The organism is Paenibacillus sp. BAC0078 (assembly GCF_054483875.1).
Map to the genome: position 1 here is coordinate 333,230 of NZ_JBTLRW010000004.1, position 17,351 is coordinate 350,580.

Genomic DNA, 17,351 nt, shown 5'->3' on the forward strand with positions numbered 1-17,351 from the left:
TACAGGAGTTGAGAACTTGCCCCGCTTAAATCAACAAAACTCCCAGCCTGCATGGAAATCTCTGTTATGGCTTATTACTATTCCGGTCATAAATGTTTTTTATGGCATACTGAATGGTCCCAGAGAACATGTCTATAGTCTGGAAACGAGTCTGGACCGCATGGTTCCTTTTGTCCCTTCGTTTATTATCCCTTACTTACTATGGTACCCGTTTATTACTGCTGTACTGATTGCCCTTGCGTTTAAGAACAGGCAAATCTACTTTCAAACATTGCTTGCGCAGTGTAGCGGCCTGATCATCTCTTATATCTTTTTTGCTCTGTTTCAAACCGTGATTCAGCGTCCCGATGTTCTGACAGAAACAGACTTTATTCACCGTATGGTTGTTTCTGTGTACAGCAATGATCAGCCATACAACTGTTTTCCAAGTATTCATGTGTTAACCAGCTATCTCATGCTGCGGGGATCACGCATATTCGGGCAAAGGATCTGGTTGTCGATTTCCGCAATGTCCGTTCTAATTATCGTCTCTACCGTGTTGGTGAAACAACATGTATTGGCAGATATTGTCGGGGGGATTCTGGTCGCGGAGTTATGTTACCGGTTGGCAGGTAGAGTTGTTTTATACGTGCGAAAAGACAACAATATTAAGCCGCCAGTATGATTGCCCGCCTGGAGCATTTGAAAAGTATGATTTTCTGCATAATACAAGAGAGCAGGGGGAAAATGTTCAGTAGTCATGTCTGACATTACACCCACAATGGAGGAAAATCAGTTGAGTACTAATGAAAATTTTTTATTTTTGCGCAGCTTTATGCACAACCCGAAACGAGTGGGAAGCATTACGCCGAGTTCCCGCTTTCTGGCGAACACAATGGTTAGACAAGCACCATGGCCTGAGATGAGAGCAGTTGCTGAGCTTGGATCGGGGACAGGGGCAATCACCCGATTTATTAATACCCAGGCAAGTGAAACCATGAAAGTGTTGTTGTTTGAGATGGATGAGATGATGCGGAATAATCTGCAAGCCCAATATCCGGGTTTCTCTTGTCACCCCAATGCTGCCAAATTGGTACAAGCGATGAAGCAGGCGAACATAGAGCAGTTGGATTGTATTTTTAGCGGGCTGCCTTTTCTTGCATGTACATGTCGTGAAAGACATCAGTGATTCCCCGATTATTACTCCGTTTGACAGCGATAGCACTGGAACTTTTCACTACCCACTTCAACCTTTAGCATAATTCAAACCTAAGAGATAGGCTTGGTTCAGCAGCATTTCGTAATGACTGGGAGCTGAATCCAGTGTCTCATATAAGAATTCAACCTTGGAATTGGTAACACCGCAATAATCTGCAATTCCCACGTTCAGCAAATGAGTAATCGTTTCATCATAGTTACGCTTTTTCATCTGTTCTTTTGAAACACCAGCCAGACCAATCCACAAGACATGCTGATGATGAAGGTGGTTCGAACCGTACGCAAACCCATTGTTCCATACACGGTCAATATACCCCTTTAGCATAGCCGGTAAATGCCACCACCAGAGTGGAAAAATAAATGCCAAAGCATCATGCTCCTTCATCCGCATTATCTCCGTTTCTACTTCAGGGGAGAAGGACTGTTCCGCAACTGACCCATCGGGTTCATCCGGTTCTTTTAAAACAGGGTCAAAACCAATCCGGTGCAAATCCAATATCTCATAGTCGTGGCCAGCCTCGGCAAGGCCTTGTACGAAACGAGCGGCGACCTCAAAGGTCAATGAGTCTTTTCTCGGGTGTGAAACAACGATTAATACTTTCATGCTTGTATCTTCACTACCTTTCTTGAGCAGTTAATTTCTAGCCACGATCATTGGCTGATGCTATTATAAACAGTAGTAAAATGATCTGGAAGTACGCACTTTGAAGTTCTATAGGATGATAAAGGTGCCATAGGAACATGGAAGTACCTAGGCGGATTCCTTGGAAACTGACCTGGTAACGGAGGGTTAAGAGATGAGCGAACAAATGGAAAATAGCATTCAAAAGAAGTATCAAGTTGGAGTGGAAGCGGCTTTAGAAGTAATGGGAGGAAAATGGAAGCCTTTAATTATATACCATTTGATGACAGGACGGAAACGAACGTCTGAGCTTCGCCGGTTAATACCCGGCATTACCCAAAAAATGCTGACCACTCAGCTTAGAGGCCTGGAAAAGGATGAGATCGTTACAAGAAAGGCTTATAATGAGATCCCTCCAAAAGTGGAGTATGAGTTAACGCACTACGGCTGGGGCTTAAAACCCGCACTAGACCTTTTATGCTATTGGGGAGAAGATCACCTGGAAAAGATATATGGAGACAAATCCAAGGTTTTGGAAGAATTCCAAGGCAGTTGTGAAGAGTAGCACCTTCGGGTGCTTTTTTAATACTGTTGACTTCAATTGTTCACATTAAAAACTGATTGATTACACGAAAGGAAGGCATAAGAAAATGAATCAAAAAGAAAGAATGCTTGCTGGTCTCCCTTACAAGGCTTGGCTGGATGGATTGAGTGAGGAGAGAATCAAGAACAAATTGAAAATCCATGAGTATAATTTGCTTCGCCCTGATGAAGATACAAGAAGAAATGAATTGATCCGAAGCATTCTCGGCAGTGCCGGTGAGGGTGTTTCTGTTGAAGCTCCTTTCCACTGCGATTACGGAACGAATATTTCGGTAGGGAAGAACTTCTATACCAATTATAACTGTATCATTCTTGACGTGGGCAAAGTTGTCATTGGCGACAATGTAATGTTTGCTCCTAATGTGTCAATTTATACGGCCGGACATCCCGTACACCCGGAATCGAGAAATTCAGGGTATGAGTATGGTATTGCTGTTACAATTGGCAATAATGTATGGGTTGGAGGCAATGTTGTTATCAATCCGGGGGTAACTATCGGAAACAATGTGGTGATTGGCGCTGGTAGTGTAGTGACCAAAGATATACCCGATAATGTAATTGCAGTGGGTAGCCCGTGCAAGGTTGTCCGTGAAATTACCGAGGAGGACCGTAAATATTATTATAAAGACAGAGAATTCGATGTATCGGATTATTGCTGACCCTAGCATATGAAGTATGTCGTGTAATACTATCCACTTTCAAGCCCGAACTTCACTGAAGTTCGGGCTATTGTTTTGTGTATCCTTTTATATACGATATTAATATAATTATGGCCGATTTTGTGAGAAAACAAACGATTTTTATACTATTCTGTAAGTGGGAATAAGAAGGTGAGGTGCAAGTGAGTACAGAAGCTGGTTTTCCATCGAACTACAACATTGCTCAACTTTTAAGGAGGGAACTTTATGATTCTCCAAGCTGTTTTGTTTATTTTTTTGGTAACAGGTTTGTACTTCTCTATAAATAGCTTAGTTAATTCTCAGTGGTTCGAAAAATTGGCTAAACGTCAACATGAAAGATTTCTCTATTATACAAGTACCAACTATTCAAGTATGGAGGGGAACGAAAATTGAGATCATGGATTCAATTGGCCCTGTTTGCGATAATCTTGTGGTATTTGACCAATTTGTTTACGGAAAACATACGCAAAATAGCTTGCAGTTTGAAAACCGCAGGCAATGCCTATCTCACCAACAGGCCTATTTGTCTCTCTTAGCATTTCACAGCTTTTTTGAATACGATACTGAGTCAAGTAATTATTGGGTGTCAGTCCAACGTATTTTTTGAAAAGTTCACAGCATCTGCTCCTGCATACTGAACCGGCGACTGCAATCTCATCAATTGTTATTTTGGAGTCATAATTCTGATGAATGTGCCCAGTCATTCTACGGATTGTCATCCATGAAAGTTCATCATTAATATGTCCGGGAACCTGCTGTATATGATCCGCTATACTCGCACATAAAGATGCTGTCTGGGACAATAAACGAAGCAAATTGCCTGCATTGCTGTGCATCTCATCATAAATCTGGGCAAGTAAGAGCAAAATTTCCTGCTGCCAAGGAATTTGGGATGATAATAATAAAAAATCGTCAGTATTTGAACCGAATTTTTCTTCCAGGTACGCTTTTCCCGCGAGTGTGCCTTCACCAAGCAGTAAAGGATGGACGACGATTACAATGTAAGTGCAATCATCCTTGTTTGCAGAAAAGCCGTAATGAAGACGTTTACTGTTCACAAAAATTCCATTGCCTTTATTTAGAGTAACGGTTTGCCCATTCACAAAATATTCCATTGACCCATCAAGCACTAAAATGAACTCCAAATCCGGGTGCCAATGACAAGCAGCAGCGTATTTATCGAATTGATAAAGCGTTCCTTTGCGTGCGTATAAAGGAAAATCCGGCAAGTTATAATTCAATCTTTCAGATAAATCGGAAAATACTTCAAGTTGCTTGTCCATAGCTATACCTCATGGAAATATACGATTTTGATAATATAATAAACACTTTTGGAGGAGAAAACAAACGGAATCGAATACAAGTACATTCAATCGGGAGCTGTTATCCTTAGTAATTCCTATTGCATTGCAGAACCTTATATCAGCAACAGCAGTTTCAGCAGATGTTGTAATGCTGGGAGTTGTCGGGCAATCTGCAATGTCAGCCGTGTCATTGGCAGGGCAAATAACCTTTGTTTTGACCTTATTTTATATGGGGATGTCAGCAGGGGCAGGTATTCTGGCAGCTCAATATTGGGGAAAAAAGGATCTGCAAACCATTCAGCGAGTTCTTAGCATCGCCTGTGTGTTTTCTATTTGTATATCTCTTATCTTTTTCGTGATTTCCTTATTATTTCCAGATGCATTGATGCGATTTTTTACGCAGGATGAGGAACTGATCAGCTACGGTGCAAATTTTCTGCATACGATTTCCTTCTCCTATCTTGCAATGGGTCTTTCTCAGATGTATCTTGGTGTGATAAGAAGTATGGAAAATGCACGTCTGAGTGCATTGATTAGCTCTGTAGGCTTGCTCCTGAACATTCTGTTGAACGCACTGTGTATATTTGTCTTTTTTCCAGGCATGCCTGAAAAAGCGATAACGGCAGTTGCGCTTGCGACAGTTATTGCACGTTTTTTTGAGCTTGGATGGTGCTATGTGTATTCGATTACACGAGGGCCGATTCGCTTCCAATTGCCTGTACGTGATGCCATACAGCGCAAATTGCTTAAGGATTACTTAAGATACACAATGCCTGTACAAGGAAACTATATCGTTTGGGGAGGCGCTATAGCTGCAACGGCGGCAATTATTGGACATGTAAATGCTGATATGGTCGCGGCAAATTCCGTTGCGTCGGTAGTAAAGAATCTAGCCGTTGTATTATGTGGAGGCATTGCCACCGGCGGATCGGTGCTTGTCGGAAAATATTTGGGCAATGGTGAAATCGAGATGGCCAAAAGAGCCGGGAGCAGGTTGAACTGGTATGCGCTGTTATTTGGCGTTCTTTCCGGTGTGATGATTTTGCTAATTAAACCATTGGTGTTCTATGCAGTGGATTTGAATCAAAACGCACAGGACTATCTTCATAGCATGCTTTATATATGTGCTTATTATTGTATTGCCAAGTCGATGAATTCGACGACCATTGCTGGCATATTCGTCGCTGGAGGAGATTCCAAATTTGGGTTCTGGTGTGATACTGTGGTAATGTGGGGCATCATCCTGCCATTAAGTTATCTCTGTGCTTTTGTGTGGCGAGTGCCGCCGGTTGCTATGTATGCCGTAATCAGTTTGGATGAGCTTATCAAGCTGCCGGCCGCCTTAATGCGGTATCGCCAATTCAAATGGCTAAACAATATTACAAGAAATTTTGCCGAAGCAAAATAAAGGAATTTATACAAAAGGAGAAATAGAATGAATATTAGAGAACGGATGTCGAGCCTGCAATTGTTTACCGATCATGATGCTAACTATCCCGAGGAGGCTGCTGAACTTGCCCGTGCCCGCCAGCGCGGCAAAGCGCTTTGTTATGAGATTAACCGCTTGCATCCCGATGATACGGAGAAGCGGTCGGAACTGATGAAGGAGTTATTTGGAAGCATGGGGGAGAACGTATGGATGGAACCTCCTATTCGCATGGCATATGGCTCTAACACCACGGTAGGAAGTAATGTCTATATTAACTTTAATTTGACTGTCGTAGATGATTATAAAGTTACAATTGGAGACAATGTAATGTTCGGCCCTAACGTGACAATTGCAGTTACGAACCATCCGGTACATCCTGATCTGCGCAGGGAAGGCGGGATGTACGCCCTGCCGGTAGTGATTGAGGATGATGTATGGATTGGCAGCGGCGCTATCATTGTGCCAGGCGTTACCCTTGGCAAGGGTTGTGTCATCGGTGCAGGAAGTGTAGTTACCAAGGATATTCCGGCTAATGTAATAGCTGTCGGAAACCCATGCAAAGTACTTCGTGAAATTACAGAGAACGACAGAGTATATTACTACAAAGACATGCGGGCAGATCAGGTCCAATGGTAAAGGGGAAAAATAGTTCAGGAGGACGCAAAGGTTCTTATTTCGCTGAGTAGCTGAAACTGAAATACTTGCGTTTTTTGAGCAGCAGTGGTAATATTTTCGCTAAGTTAAGCCTGTGGTAGAAAACGAACTGAATATGTGTTTATCCTTCAGGGCAGGGTGCAATTCCCTACCGGCGGTGATGCTGCTGTATATTAGCTGAGAATGCTGATTGCGCTGCTCAGTCCGCTACCCGCTTCGTATGGTTCATATGGACGGTGGACCCGGTGCAATTCCGGGACCGACAGTATAGTCTGGATGGAAGAAGGAGAGATTGACGTTCTGTGCTTGTGTAGACAGGCGTAGTGCAGTGTTTTCGAATATTATGTGCGAACTTTCACAAAAGGGGACTTTTGACTGTAGGATCGCGCAGTTTTATTTGAATTGCCGTAAACTCTCGTATAACCCGTCTTGAGCTCCTCCTGGAGATTGAGACGGGTTTTCTGTTTTGAACTGAAATTCAGCATGTACATCAATGTGATCGGAGGCAAGACATGGATAGAATGAACGACGAGTTTTATATGTCGCTGGCGCTGGATATGGCGGAAAGAGCACAAGGACAGACAGGCATCAATCCGGTTGTCGGCTGTGTTGTTGTGAAGGATGGAGCGATGATCGGGCTTGGAACCCATCTGCAGCGCGGAACAGGGCATGCGGAAGTGCATGCGCTGAATATGGCCGCTGGCAAAGCGCAGGGCAGCACAGCTTATGTAACCCTGGAGCCCTGCAGCCATTATGGCAAGACGCCGCCCTGCAGCCAAAGGCTGATTGATGAAGGCGTCGCCCGGGTGGTTGTAGCCTGTGAGGACCCTAATCCGCAGGTTGCCGGCCGGGGAATTGCCATGCTGCGTGAGCAGGGGATTGAGGTAGAAGTAGGGCTGCTGCGAGGCCGTGCGCTAAGGCTGAATGAGAAGTTTATCAAATACATTTTGACTAAGCAGCCTTTTGTTACGCTGAAAAGCGCCAGCACGCTGGATGGCAAATTGGCGACCCGGACGGGAGACAGCAAATGGATTTCGAACGGTCAGGCGCGGGAGATCGTACATACGCTGCGGCACCGCCATCAGGGGATTATGGTCGGCGTCAACACCGTAATTGCCGACAATCCGTCCCTGACGACCCGAATGGAAGTGCCGGGACTGAATCCGGTCCGTATTGTCATCGACTCCACGCTGCGCATTCCGCTGGACGCTGCCGTTGTATGCGACAAACAAGCGCCAACGATTGTCGTAACTACAGAATCCGCTGATCCGGTGAAGCGTGCGGCGCTTACGGATGCTGGTGTCCAGATCGTGGTTAGCGGCGCAGGGCCGCGTGTGGATCTGCAAGCCGCGATGATTGCGCTGGGGGAGCTCGAGATCGGCTCGATTCTGCTCGAAGGCGGCGGAACCTTGAACGGCGCGATGCTGGAGAGCGGACTTGTGGACCGGGTTATCCTCTTCTTCGCTCCGAAGATCGTGGGCGGCGGCGTGGCTGCGCCAGGGACCTTCGACTTTCCGGGCGTCGAGCTGATGAAGGATGCGATCACCTTAGAGGGATTGGAAGTAGAAGTGCTCGGGGATAATGTGTGTATCAGCGGCACGCCCATCCGCTAACCAAGCGGGTGTCAGCCAAACAATATTTCAGGAGGGGATCTCATGTTCACAGGCTTGATTGAGGAAGTCGGCGTCCTGCGCGGTGTCACCAGCGGAGGCGAGATGATGGTGCTGAATATCGGCGCTTCCCTCATCATGGATGATCTGAAAATCGGCGACAGCGTGTCCGTCAACGGGGTTTGTCTTACGGCGACCTCAATCGGCGACCATTCGTTCACTGTTGACGTCATGCCGCAGACCTACCGCAACAGCACGCTGAAGGAGCTGCGAAGCGGCAGCAAAATGAACCTGGAGCGGGCGATGGCCGCCGGCGGGCGTTTTGGCGGACATATCGTTCAGGGCCATGTGGATGGAACAGGTGAAATCCGCAGTGTGAAGCGCGACCAGAATGCGGTCGTATTCGAGATTGCGCCGGAGCGCAAATCGCTGTTCAAATTTATTATTCCCAAAGGCTCCATCACGATTGACGGCATTAGCCTGACAGTGGTGAACACCACGTCGTCCCTGTTTACCGTTTCGGTGATTCCACATACCCTTGGAGAAACAGTGCTTGCGCACAAGCGGCCGGGAGACCGGATCAATCTTGAATGCGATGTACTCGGCAAATATGTTGACCATCTGCTGAACTACGGTTCCCGCTCAGGCAATGAGGAAGAAGAGAACAGCTCCCGGATCAGCCATGATTTTCTCGCGGCTAACGGGTTTGTATAATTAAGATTTGGCTTACGTCTAAGCCCGTCAGGGCTTCGTAAAGCTATCAGGAGGACAGAAAATTATGAGCCAGCAAGACAAGAAGATCAGCATCCTCGACCCTATCGAAGATGCCATTTATGACCTGATGCGCGGCAAGGTTATCATCGTGGTCGATGATGAGGACCGCGAGAATGAGGGGGATTTCATCGCCCTCGCTGAACGCGCCACACCGGAAGTGATCAATTTCATGATCACGGAAGGACGCGGGCTCGTCTGCGTGCCGATTACGGCAGAGCGGGCAGAGGAGCTGGATTTGAAGCCGATGGTGGCGAACAACACCGATAACCACGGCACCGCTTTTACCGTCTCCATCGACCACAAGGACACCACCACCGGGATTTCTGCCGGAGAGAGATCCATGACCATCAAGGCGCTGATGGACCCGAATGCGAAGCCCTCCGACTTCCGCAGACCGGGCCATATGTTCCCGCTGATCGCGAAGAAGGGCGGCGTGCTGCGGCGCTCCGGCCACACGGAAGCGGCTGTCGATCTCGCCCGCATGTGCGGCGCCTATCCGGCCAGCGTCATTTGCGAGGTAGTTAAGGAAGACGGAACAATGGCCCGCCTGCCGGATCTGGTGGAGATTGCCCGCAAGCATGAGCTCAAGCTGATCAGCATCAAGGACCTCATTCATTACCGTAATGAGAAGGAGCACCTGGTTACCCGTGAAGTGTCGGTGAAGCTCCCGACGGATTTCGGCGACTTCCAGACCATCGCCTACACGAACGAGGTAGATGACAAAGAGCATGTCGCCTTGGTCAAAGGTGATATTACCGGGGAGGAGCCGGTGCTGGTGCGGGTGCATTCTGAATGTCTGACCGGCGATGTGTTCCACTCCCACCGCTGCGACTGTGGCCCGCAATTCGAAGCGGCGCTGCGCCAGATTGAAGCGGCGGGCCGGGGGGTTCTGCTCTACATGCGTCAGGAAGGCAGAGGCATCGGTCTGATCAACAAGCTTCGTGCCTATAAGCTTCAAGAGGAAGGTCTTGATACTGTAGACGCCAACCTGAAGCTGGGCTTTCCGGCGGACCTGCGCGATTACGGCATCGGAGCGCAGATTCTTAAGGACCTTGGCGTCAGCAAGATCAGACTGCTGACCAACAACCCGCGCAAGATCAAAGGCCTGGAAGGCTACGGTCTTGAGGTTGTGGAGCGTGTGCCGATTCAAATGCCGGAGAACAAGGACAATACCAAGTATCTCCATACAAAGCAGGCCAAGCTGGGCCATCTGCTGTCTTTTGACGACATTGAGCAAAATGAGGATTCCAAGCGTTAAAATCCATATAATTTACTAATGAAGGGTAGATGAATACAATGCCAAACTTTTTAGAAGGACATTTAGTATCCGAGGGACTGAAATATGGGGTAGTCGTAGGACGTTTCAATGAATTCATTACAAGCAAGCTGCTGTCCGGCGCGCTCGATGCCTTCAAGCGTCATGGTGTAGCTGATGATGAACTGGATGTAGCCTGGGTTCCGGGCGTGTTCGAAATCCCTTTGATCGCGCAAAAAATGGCCGAAAGCGGCAAATACGATGCGGTCATTACACTCGGCACCGTCATCCGTGGATCTACAACCCATTATGACTATGTGTGCAATGAGGTTGCCAAAGGCGTAGCGGCAATCAATCTCAAGACAGGCATTCCAACTATATTCGGCGTAGTTACAACCGAAAATATTGAGCAGGCCATCGAGCGCTCAGGGACCAAAGCTGGCAACAAAGGCTGGGATGCTGCGACTGCTGCCATTGAAATGGCGAACCTGAATAAGCTCTTCAAATAAGAGAGCCACTTGACGAATGGGCCTCAAACGTGCTTATTTATATGTATAAGAAGAAAGCATGGTCAATAAGAACTTTCTACTTGTGTAGCGCCCGGGCGGCGCTGCACTTTACTTTTTTTGGCGGGAGGAAACCGCGTGACGGTATTGTACAAGCTGGAGACGTTCGAAGGTCCGCTCGATCTGCTCTTGCACCTAATTGACAAGGCGGAAATCGACATCCAGGACATTCCGGTCAGCGAGATCACCGAGCAGTACATGGATTACCTGCGGAGCATGCAGGAGCTTGAACTGGATATTACCAGTGAATTCCTGGTGATGGCTGCGACGCTGCTGTCGATCAAGAGCAAGCTGCTGCTTCCGAAGCCGCCTGTGATCGAAATCGAGGATTTCGAATATTACGAGGACGACGGCTACGATCCGCGTGCGGAGCTGGTTCAGCGCCTGATTGAATACCGTAAAATTAAGAGCATCGCCGTGCAGCTCCTGGATATGGAGAGCGAGCGCAGCCTGATTTTCACCAAGGAGCCTGAGGACCTGGGGCCTTTTGTGCCGGCACAGATCGACAATACGCTAAAAGGTCTGCACACCGCGGACCTCATTGCTGCATTCCGCAAGGCGCTCAGCAAAGCGGCCAGAAGATCCTCCTATCAGCGGATTACGCGTGACGAGATTTCGGTGAAGGACCGGATTCGCGACGTTTCGGAAGCGCTACGGCACAAAGGCGTGGGCGGGAGGCTGCGTTTCTCTTCCCTGCTGGATGATGACATGGCCCGGTATGAGATTGTGGCCACCTTCCTGGCGATCCTGGAACTCATGAAGATGAAGGCGATTTATTGCTATCAGGAGAAATTGTTCGACGACATTGTGATGGAGTGGAGAGGAGACGAAGCATTCAGTGGATTACAAAACGCTGAAATCAATTATTGAAGGACTGCTGTTTCTGTCCGGCGACGAAGGATTATCCGTCCGTCAAATTGCCGAGATTACCGAGCAGCGGCCTGACCTCGCCGGAAAAGCACTGGAGGAACTGAAAGAAGACTATGTTTCGCAGGAACGCGGCTTGCAGGTGGTGCAGATTGCCGGGAATTACCGGCTGGCTACGCTGCCTGACCATGCACCCTATTTTGAGCGGCTCGCTTATTCGCCTTCCAGATCTTCCTTATCCCAGGCGGCGCTGGAGACACTTGCTATTGTTGCTTACCGCCAGCCGATTACCAGAGTGGAGATTGAAGAGATTCGCGGCGTGAAGTCCGAACGGGCGATTCATACGCTGAATAATAAGGATTTGATCCAGGAAGTGGGCCGTGCGGAGGCTGTTGGCCGTCCGATTCTGTACGGAACGACCAAATCGTTCCTGGAGAGCTTCGGACTGGCCGATCTGAAGGAGCTGCCGGAGCCGTCGAACTTCGATACCTCCGAGGACCTGGAAGAGGAAACACAGCTTCTGTTCAGCAAGCTGGACAGTCAGATGACCTTCGATGATGTCGAGCAATCATAGAATAGGACTATGGAAATTGCTGTGAAGCCTTCTTCCATCATTCACAATGCCAAGGAGCAGCGGCGTGAAATGGTGGGAGAGGGCTTTTTTGCGCGGGCACCGAATTTTTTCCAGACAGACATGCCATACTAATCCAAAGGCTCCCAATTATTAAGGTTGCATGGAGGTTACTTTCGTGGCATTATGGCTGGCAATACCTTTGGCCCTGCTCCTGCTTGCGGTTGCACTGATTCTACTGATTCTGTCCTCGGGTATTCACTTTCATTTTCGGTTAAACAGGCTGGGGAAGGATGACCGGGTGGAATTTGATATTAAAGCCGTATTTGGACTGGTTAAGTTTCATTATGAGCTGCCTGCGCTGGTTTTTGAGAACATTAAACGGGGTATCATGGTAAAACTGGAGGAGAGCGGCATTGCGCCGTTCAGGAAGGATAAAGATCAAGAGGAGCAAATCAACAAGGAGTGGATTTCGACCTGGCTGGACAATTTCCGCAAGGCGCTGAAAGCGACCCGGGGGTTCAATAAATGGTTGAAAGATACGCTGTCCCATATCCAGATTACCAAGCTTGACTGGTCTACCGATTTCTCTCTGGGCGATGCCGCAAATACGGCGGTTGCAGCGGGAGCGCTGTGGGGCATAAAGGCAAGCATCATAGGCTGGCTGTCACAACAGGTCCGGATGAAAAAAGCTCCGCGGCTGTTTGTTGTACCTGTCTTTCAGGATGAGCTGTGTTTTTCTACAGAAGCAGTGTGCGCAGGAAAGCTGTCTGTTGGTTATGCGTGTTATGCCGGATTGCTGCTGCTGCGACGTATCTCTAAGGAAGAGGGGGGATTAGGCCAGTGGATGGAGTTGCTGAGCCGCAACCGCAAGAAGCCGGACAGATCCGAGGAGAATTCAGACTAAAAAGCACGCCAAAAAGGCAGCACGGCAAGGCGAGAGCACTTGCTAGCTGCCTCAGGTGTATACCCGGAATAAGCTCAGACCGGAACAGTCAAATCAATGCTCTCTCCGTTGAACTGAACGGGAATATGTTCCCGTCCATCGAGGTAAGCTACTGTCCCCATAGCCATCAGCCCTTCGGCGCTGGTGCCGACAAAGAAGCCGCCGATATCTTTTTTCAAAATCTGAGACTGGCCGTTATTTACGTAGTAGTGATACCAGAAGTGATGTCCTCCCAGTTTATGCCGCTTGCCCCCTTGCTCGCCGAGGAACACATGCTCAAAATAACAGGTGCTGTTGTCTTTGAAGGTGCCGAACCAGATGGATTTCAGAAATTGAATCCACTCTTCCATAGAACAGCCTGCTTTGAGCTGATGATTATCCTCCGCATATTTGCGTGCGAGCCGCATAGGCGGCGTGTTGGCAGCGAACTTGAGAAATTCGTTGATCTCCGCTGTTTCGGGGGAAATGGTCTTGTCATGAAGCTTCATGAACAAGTCATATGAGTGCTGCTTGCTGGCCGGAATCACCACCTCCTTAAAGACGGAGATTTCTTTTCGCTCGCTTCCATTCACTGGGGAATCAGGTTCAGGCAGCGGATCCATATCGACAATGACATAGCCGTTATCCTCTTTTTTCTGATCTTCGCTTACACCTTTGATGAGCGGCAGCACTCCGTTGCTTTTCATGTCCGCTTCCCAAATCTCGTTAAAAATCATCTTTTTGCCTCCCGGTGATGTGTTTGCCTTCCTGATCATTTTTGGTTCGGCTGTTGATATTTATGTGGGTCGAATTTTAGAAGGATTAATTTAGGGAGCATGCCCAACTGCGGATTTATCCCTGCGGCAGGGCGTGATGAATTTCTTATTGTTGTACATATCATGCCCGTGATGTGAGCAAACTGTAAAAGAGTAGGTTATTCCCTTACTTTTCAGACAGCAGAGGAGGAGTAGTTGATGTCAGATCACCCGATTCAAGGTCTCATGCAGACCGCTATGGAAAATATTAAAGGCATGGTGGATGTCAATACAATTGTTGGAGACCCGGTGGAAACTCCCGATGGCAGTGTCATTTTGCCGATCAGCAAAGTGGGGTTCGGCTTTGCCGCAGGCGGCAGTGATTTCCGGGTAGAGGATGACGGACCGGGAGTAAACGGTGCAGGAGCAGGTGTCAAGATGCTTCCGTTCGGAGGCGGTAGCGGCGGCGGGGTATCCATCCGACCAATTGCTTTTCTCGTAGTGGGCCGGGAAGGTGTGCATACGGTGCCGCTCGACAATCAGACTCATTTGTTTGAGAAAATTATTGATGCAGCCCCGGGGCTGATTGATAAAATTCAAAGCATGTTTCCAAACGGCACAACCGAAGGGGCAGAAGTAGTGGTAACCCCGGCGGTTAAAACAACGGTTAGACACGAGCCGGTCTCTTCGGAATCATCGACTCACTAGCGTGCAGCTCTTTGCCCGGATACTACAATGGATTGGGGATGTCGCCTTGAGTGGGGCGGTGTCCCTTTTTTTTGATCATTCACAGGGTAGAGTCGGACGCTGATTCAAGAGAAGGACATACCTACCTGCCGCGCCGCATATACTTGTACAACACAAGCGCGATTCCCTGTACTCCCTGATTAAGAACTGATAGAAGCCGGAGGATGAACATGAAGACATTACCATTCAAATCGTTGATGATGGGTTTACTGTGCGCTCTGCTGCTCTTTGCGGCTCCGCAGCCTTTGCTCCGTGCCGAGAACAGCACCATCAATACCCATGCCCGGGCGGCAGCGCTGATTGATGTGGCATCCGGAAGGATTCTGTACAGCAGCCGTGGGGATGAGCGGATGCTGATTGCCAGCCTGACCAAAATCATGACAGCACTCGTGGCTATAGAGAATGGAAGTCTGAATTCCAAGGTCAAGGTCGGGAAAAATGCCTTTGCTAAGGAAGGCTCTTCCCTGTTCTTGAAGCAGGGGGAAGAAATGACGCTTGAGGATATGCTCTACGGTCTGATGCTGCGTTCAGGCAATGATGCGGCTACAGCAATTGCCGAGCATGTCGGCGGATCGGAGGAGGGTTTCGTCTATATGATGAATGCCAAGGCGGAGGAGCTTGGTTTAAAGAATACCCGCTTTGCCAATCCGCATGGGCTTGATGCCGAGGGGCATTATTCGAGCGCCAATGATTTGGCTGTGCTGACCGCCTATGCCATGCATAACCCTGTCTTCAAAGAAATCGTGAGAACCGAAGTAAAGACGGCGGATAACCCTTATGAGAAATGGGACTACAAATGGAGCAACAAAAATAAAATGCTGCGCCTCTATGAAGGAGCGGACGGAGTGAAGACCGGTTATACCAAAAAAGCGCTGCGCTGCCTGGTCAGCTCCGCTACCCGCAACGGACAGCAGCTCGTCGCGGTTACGCTGAATGACGGCAATGACTGGAATGACCATGCTTCGCTGCTGGATTTTGGGTTCAATCACTATCCGCTCAAGACATTGGTTGAACGCGGAGAGGGCATCAGCGGCTACAAATTTGTAGCCGGCAGGAAGTTTGCGTATCCGCTGGGGCAGGGGGAGGAAGCTCACCTTGTGACGAAGCTTGTGCTGAATCAGCCGAAGAAGCGTAGCGGGGGCAGCTTTGGCCTCAAGGGGACGCTGGTGCTGCAGCTTGGCAGCAAGGAAATAGGCCGGGTTCCGGTCTATACTCCGGATCAGCTGCCGCCGGAGCACTCGGCCTACGAGAAGAGATACAGCCCGGCAGGTGCTGCCGCTTATCCGGCGGCCCACTGGCTGCAGGCGCTGGGAAGCGCACTTCGGGCATTGTTTGAATTAGGGGGGAAAGCATCATGATCAATGGGATTTGGCTGGGGATGATATTGATCGGCTTTGTATTTGCCGCCGTGAACGGCAGGATGGATGAGTTCACCGCGGCTGTGTTCGACGGCGCGAAGAACGGAGTCACAGTCAGCTTCGGCCTGATCAGCGTGCTGGTGTTCTGGATGGGAATCATGCGGGTGGCCGAGGATGCTGGCCTGCTGATGAAAATCGCCAAGGTGCTTGGGCCGGTGGTAGCCTTCTTGTTCCCGGATGTGCCGAAGGGACATCCGGCGATTGGCTATATCCTCTCTAACATGAGCGCCAATCTCCTTGGGCTCGGTAATGCGGCAACGCCGATGGGTATCAAGGCGATGCAGGAGCTGCAGACGCTTAACCCTGACAAGGACACCGCCACTCCGGCGATGTGTACGCTGCTCGCCTTGAACACGGCCAGCATTACGCTTATCCCGGCTACACTGATAGCGATTCGCCTCAATTACGGCTCGGCGGACCCGGCGGGTATCGTCGGCACGACGCTTGCCGCAACGGCGGTAGCGACGTTTGCCGCCATTGCTGCAGACAGGCTGTGCCGCCGCCTGGCTCTGATGCGCAGACCGCCGGGTCCGCCTGCCCTGAGGTCCGGCAAGTCTGCCGGAGGGAGCGCTACGCTCCCGCATTCTTCACTGAAAGGGTGAGCTTGCCTTGTTCCAGCTAATCAGCCTTATCTCAGCCTGGGCGATTCCAGTTATGATTACCTTCATTCCGCTATACGCATTTACGCGCAAGGTTCCGGTCTATGAATCGTTTGTCGAAGGAGCCAAGGACGGGTTTGGCACGGCAATAGCTATCATACCGCATCTCGTCGGCATGCTCGTTGCCATCAGTGTCTTTCGCGCCTCCGGCGCGCTGGACTTCCTGATGGGCTACATCGCTCCCACGCTGCAAAGATTTGGCGTACCGCCGGAGGTGCTGCCGCTCGGACTTCTCCGGCCACTCACGGGCACGGGCTCGCTCGCCTATACCACCGATCTGATCCGTGTCCACGGACCGGACTCCCTGATCGGGATGATCGCCTCCACCATCCAGGGCAGCACCGACACCACGCTCTACGTGCTCACCGTCTATTTCGGCGCTGTAGGCATCCGAAACGGCCGTTACGCCCTTAAGGTCGGCCTCTTCTCCGACATCGTCGGCTTCGTTGCCGCTGTAGCTGTATGCCTGCTGGTGCTTGGTTAGAGAAACCAATACGTGAACAGATCATTAAAGGGCTTGTAGATTATCATGACCAGCATCAGCGGGCTGGGCACATTAATTTTGTATGCGGAGCATGCGGTGGCGGCGAGACCCGCGAGCCAGAACAGGAAGTAGACGAGGAGGTCGCGAGGCTTCCGTTTGCGAATGAGGGCAGGCAAGTCCCATGCCGCACATCCGGCGGCAATCGCTACAAATAACAGAAACAGCATAGGG

The 17,351-nt window shown here is 49.4% G+C and carries 21 protein-coding genes and 1 riboswitch; of the genes, 17 read left to right on the forward strand and 4 right to left on the reverse strand.

The genetic code is table 11. The annotated features are described in order from the left end of the window. Positions 1 to 16 precede the first annotated feature (16 nt). Together ACX1DY_RS10875 and ACX1DY_RS10880 are read left to right on the forward strand one after the other, a co-directional pair. Positions 17 to 664, forward strand: coding sequence for a phosphatase PAP2 family protein (locus tag ACX1DY_RS10875; protein WP_458964211.1), 648 nt, complete (start codon positions 17 to 19; stop codon positions 662 to 664). A 111-nt stretch (positions 665 to 775) separates the two neighbouring features. Then, positions 776 to 1,168 (forward strand): class I SAM-dependent methyltransferase, encoded by a 393-nt coding sequence (locus tag ACX1DY_RS10880; protein ID WP_458964212.1) that lies wholly within the window; start codon positions 776 to 778, stop codon positions 1,166 to 1,168. 57 nt (positions 1,169 to 1,225) lie between these two features. Here the strand turns inward: ACX1DY_RS10880 and ACX1DY_RS10885 are convergent, their stop codons facing one another. Continuing rightward, positions 1,226 to 1,801: an NAD(P)H oxidoreductase gene (locus ACX1DY_RS10885; protein WP_458964213.1), complete on the reverse strand. Its 576-nt coding sequence runs from the start codon at positions 1,799 to 1,801 to the stop codon at positions 1,226 to 1,228. Between the two features lie 193 nt (positions 1,802 to 1,994). Between ACX1DY_RS10885 and ACX1DY_RS10890 the strand changes: the two genes are divergently transcribed. Together ACX1DY_RS10890 and ACX1DY_RS10895 are read left to right on the forward strand one after the other, a co-directional pair. Next, positions 1,995 to 2,384: a winged helix-turn-helix transcriptional regulator gene (locus tag ACX1DY_RS10890; RefSeq protein WP_458964214.1), complete on the forward strand. Its 390-nt coding sequence runs from the start codon at positions 1,995 to 1,997 to the stop codon at positions 2,382 to 2,384. A gap of 85 nt (positions 2,385 to 2,469) precedes the next feature. Next, positions 2,470 to 3,081, forward strand: a complete 612-nt coding sequence (locus tag ACX1DY_RS10895; protein WP_458964215.1) for a sugar O-acetyltransferase — start codon at positions 2,470 to 2,472, stop codon at positions 3,079 to 3,081. Positions 3,082 to 3,497: 416 nt separating this feature from the next. Here the strand turns inward: ACX1DY_RS10895 and ACX1DY_RS10900 are convergent, their stop codons facing one another. Beyond that, positions 3,498 to 4,385 carry an AraC family transcriptional regulator gene (locus ACX1DY_RS10900; protein ID WP_458964216.1) on the reverse strand — a complete coding sequence of 296 codons (888 nt, stop codon included), beginning with the start codon at positions 4,383 to 4,385 and terminating at the stop codon, positions 3,498 to 3,500. 124 nt (positions 4,386 to 4,509) lie between these two features. Here ACX1DY_RS10900 and ACX1DY_RS10905 point away from each other — a divergent pair, with 124 nt between their 5' ends. The 9 genes from ACX1DY_RS10905 (at position 4,510) to ACX1DY_RS10945 (ending at position 13,039) form a co-directional block, all read left to right on the forward strand. Beyond that, positions 4,510 to 5,814, forward strand: a complete 1,305-nt coding sequence (locus ACX1DY_RS10905; protein WP_458964217.1) for an MATE family efflux transporter — start codon at positions 4,510 to 4,512, stop codon at positions 5,812 to 5,814. A gap of 27 nt (positions 5,815 to 5,841) precedes the next feature. Next, positions 5,842 to 6,471, forward strand: coding sequence for a sugar O-acetyltransferase (locus ACX1DY_RS10910; protein ID WP_458964218.1), 630 nt, complete (start codon positions 5,842 to 5,844; stop codon positions 6,469 to 6,471). Between the two features lie 138 nt (positions 6,472 to 6,609). Next, positions 6,610 to 6,781, forward strand: a riboswitch (FMN riboswitch). A gap of 220 nt (positions 6,782 to 7,001) precedes the next feature. Further along, positions 7,002 to 8,102 carry a bifunctional diaminohydroxyphosphoribosylaminopyrimidine deaminase/5-amino-6-(5-phosphoribosylamino)uracil reductase RibD gene (gene ribD / locus ACX1DY_RS10915; RefSeq protein WP_458964219.1) on the forward strand — a complete coding sequence of 367 codons (1,101 nt, stop codon included), beginning with the start codon at positions 7,002 to 7,004 and terminating at the stop codon, positions 8,100 to 8,102. A 42-nt stretch (positions 8,103 to 8,144) separates the two neighbouring features. Next, positions 8,145 to 8,813, forward strand: coding sequence for a riboflavin synthase (locus ACX1DY_RS10920; protein ID WP_458964220.1), 669 nt, complete (start codon positions 8,145 to 8,147; stop codon positions 8,811 to 8,813). Between the two features lie 64 nt (positions 8,814 to 8,877). Continuing rightward, positions 8,878 to 10,131, forward strand: coding sequence for a bifunctional 3,4-dihydroxy-2-butanone-4-phosphate synthase/GTP cyclohydrolase II (locus ACX1DY_RS10925; protein ID WP_458964221.1), 1,254 nt, complete (start codon positions 8,878 to 8,880; stop codon positions 10,129 to 10,131). 38 nt (positions 10,132 to 10,169) lie between these two features. Then, positions 10,170 to 10,637: a 6,7-dimethyl-8-ribityllumazine synthase gene (ribH, locus tag ACX1DY_RS10930; RefSeq protein WP_458964222.1), complete on the forward strand. Its 468-nt coding sequence runs from the start codon at positions 10,170 to 10,172 to the stop codon at positions 10,635 to 10,637. Positions 10,638 to 10,772: 135 nt separating this feature from the next. Beyond that, a complete protein-coding gene (locus ACX1DY_RS10935) occupies positions 10,773 to 11,564 on the forward strand; it encodes a segregation and condensation protein A (protein WP_458964223.1) in 792 nt (263 codons plus the stop codon). After that, positions 11,533 to 12,135, forward strand: a complete 603-nt coding sequence (gene scpB, locus ACX1DY_RS10940; protein WP_458964224.1) for an SMC-Scp complex subunit ScpB — start codon at positions 11,533 to 11,535, stop codon at positions 12,133 to 12,135. The genes ACX1DY_RS10935 and scpB overlap by 32 nt, the downstream gene beginning before the upstream one ends. A 175-nt stretch (positions 12,136 to 12,310) precedes the next feature. Continuing rightward, on the forward strand, positions 12,311 to 13,039 hold the full coding sequence (locus ACX1DY_RS10945; protein ID WP_458964225.1) for a DUF2953 domain-containing protein: 729 nt from the start codon (positions 12,311 to 12,313) through the stop codon (positions 13,037 to 13,039). Between the two features lie 74 nt (positions 13,040 to 13,113). Here the strand turns inward: ACX1DY_RS10945 and ACX1DY_RS10950 are convergent, their stop codons facing one another. Further along, positions 13,114 to 13,794 carry a hypothetical protein gene (locus tag ACX1DY_RS10950; protein WP_458964226.1) on the reverse strand — a complete coding sequence of 227 codons (681 nt, stop codon included), beginning with the start codon at positions 13,792 to 13,794 and terminating at the stop codon, positions 13,114 to 13,116. 237 nt (positions 13,795 to 14,031) lie between these two features. Here ACX1DY_RS10950 and ytfJ point away from each other — a divergent pair, with 237 nt between their 5' ends. The 4 genes from ytfJ (at position 14,032) to ACX1DY_RS10970 (ending at position 17,120) form a co-directional block, all read left to right on the forward strand. After that, positions 14,032 to 14,520, forward strand: a complete 489-nt coding sequence (ytfJ, locus tag ACX1DY_RS10955) for a GerW family sporulation protein (protein WP_458964227.1) — start codon at positions 14,032 to 14,034, stop codon at positions 14,518 to 14,520. A 203-nt stretch (positions 14,521 to 14,723) separates the two neighbouring features. Then, positions 14,724 to 15,917, forward strand: a complete 1,194-nt coding sequence (locus ACX1DY_RS10960; protein WP_458964228.1) for a D-alanyl-D-alanine carboxypeptidase family protein — start codon at positions 14,724 to 14,726, stop codon at positions 15,915 to 15,917. Continuing rightward, the gene (locus tag ACX1DY_RS10965; protein WP_458964229.1) at positions 15,914 to 16,579 is read left to right on the forward strand and encodes a nucleoside recognition domain-containing protein; all 666 of its coding nucleotides are present in this window, start codon (positions 15,914 to 15,916) and stop codon (positions 16,577 to 16,579) included. The genes ACX1DY_RS10960 and ACX1DY_RS10965 overlap by 4 nt, the downstream gene beginning before the upstream one ends. A 52-nt stretch (positions 16,580 to 16,631) precedes the next feature. Continuing rightward, on the forward strand, positions 16,632 to 17,120 hold the full coding sequence (locus ACX1DY_RS10970) for a spore maturation protein (RefSeq protein WP_458964230.1): 489 nt from the start codon (positions 16,632 to 16,634) through the stop codon (positions 17,118 to 17,120). On the opposite strand, the gene ACX1DY_RS10975 is transcribed toward ACX1DY_RS10970, so the two are convergent. Next, positions 17,117 to 17,347 carry a hypothetical protein gene (locus tag ACX1DY_RS10975; RefSeq protein WP_458964231.1) on the reverse strand — a complete coding sequence of 77 codons (231 nt, stop codon included), beginning with the start codon at positions 17,345 to 17,347 and terminating at the stop codon, positions 17,117 to 17,119. The two genes, ACX1DY_RS10970 and ACX1DY_RS10975, sit on opposite strands and share 4 nt — an antisense overlap. Positions 17,348 to 17,351: the final 4 nt, after the last annotated feature.

Excerpts from the sequence above, each read along its gene's own strand:
- ACX1DY_RS10885 (WP_458964213.1), bottom strand. The coding sequence starts at position 1,801 with ATGAAAGTATTAATCGTTGTTTCACACCCGAGAAAAGACTCATTGACC.
- ACX1DY_RS10890 (WP_458964214.1), top strand. The coding sequence starts at position 1,995 with ATGAGCGAACAAATGGAAAATAGCATTCAAAAGAAGTATCAAGTTGGA.
- ACX1DY_RS10895 (WP_458964215.1), top strand. The coding sequence starts at position 2,470 with ATGAATCAAAAAGAAAGAATGCTTGCTGGTCTCCCTTACAAGGCTTGG.
- ACX1DY_RS10900 (WP_458964216.1), bottom strand. The coding sequence starts at position 4,385 with ATGGACAAGCAACTTGAAGTATTTTCCGATTTATCTGAAAGATTGAAT.
- ACX1DY_RS10910 (WP_458964218.1), top strand. The coding sequence starts at position 5,842 with ATGAATATTAGAGAACGGATGTCGAGCCTGCAATTGTTTACCGATCAT.
- ribD (WP_458964219.1), top strand. The coding sequence starts at position 7,002 with ATGGATAGAATGAACGACGAGTTTTATATGTCGCTGGCGCTGGATATG.
- ACX1DY_RS10920 (WP_458964220.1), top strand. The coding sequence starts at position 8,145 with ATGTTCACAGGCTTGATTGAGGAAGTCGGCGTCCTGCGCGGTGTCACC.
- ACX1DY_RS10925 (WP_458964221.1), top strand. The coding sequence starts at position 8,878 with ATGAGCCAGCAAGACAAGAAGATCAGCATCCTCGACCCTATCGAAGAT.
- ribH (WP_458964222.1), top strand. The coding sequence starts at position 10,170 with ATGCCAAACTTTTTAGAAGGACATTTAGTATCCGAGGGACTGAAATAT.
- ACX1DY_RS10950 (WP_458964226.1), bottom strand. The coding sequence starts at position 13,794 with ATGATTTTTAACGAGATTTGGGAAGCGGACATGAAAAGCAACGGAGTG.
- ytfJ (WP_458964227.1), top strand. The coding sequence starts at position 14,032 with ATGTCAGATCACCCGATTCAAGGTCTCATGCAGACCGCTATGGAAAAT.
- ACX1DY_RS10960 (WP_458964228.1), top strand. The coding sequence starts at position 14,724 with ATGAACATGAAGACATTACCATTCAAATCGTTGATGATGGGTTTACTG.
- ACX1DY_RS10965 (WP_458964229.1), top strand. The coding sequence starts at position 15,914 with ATGATCAATGGGATTTGGCTGGGGATGATATTGATCGGCTTTGTATTT.
- ACX1DY_RS10970 (WP_458964230.1), top strand. The coding sequence starts at position 16,632 with ATGATTACCTTCATTCCGCTATACGCATTTACGCGCAAGGTTCCGGTC.
- ACX1DY_RS10975 (WP_458964231.1), bottom strand. The coding sequence starts at position 17,347 with ATGCTGTTTCTGTTATTTGTAGCGATTGCCGCCGGATGTGCGGCATGG.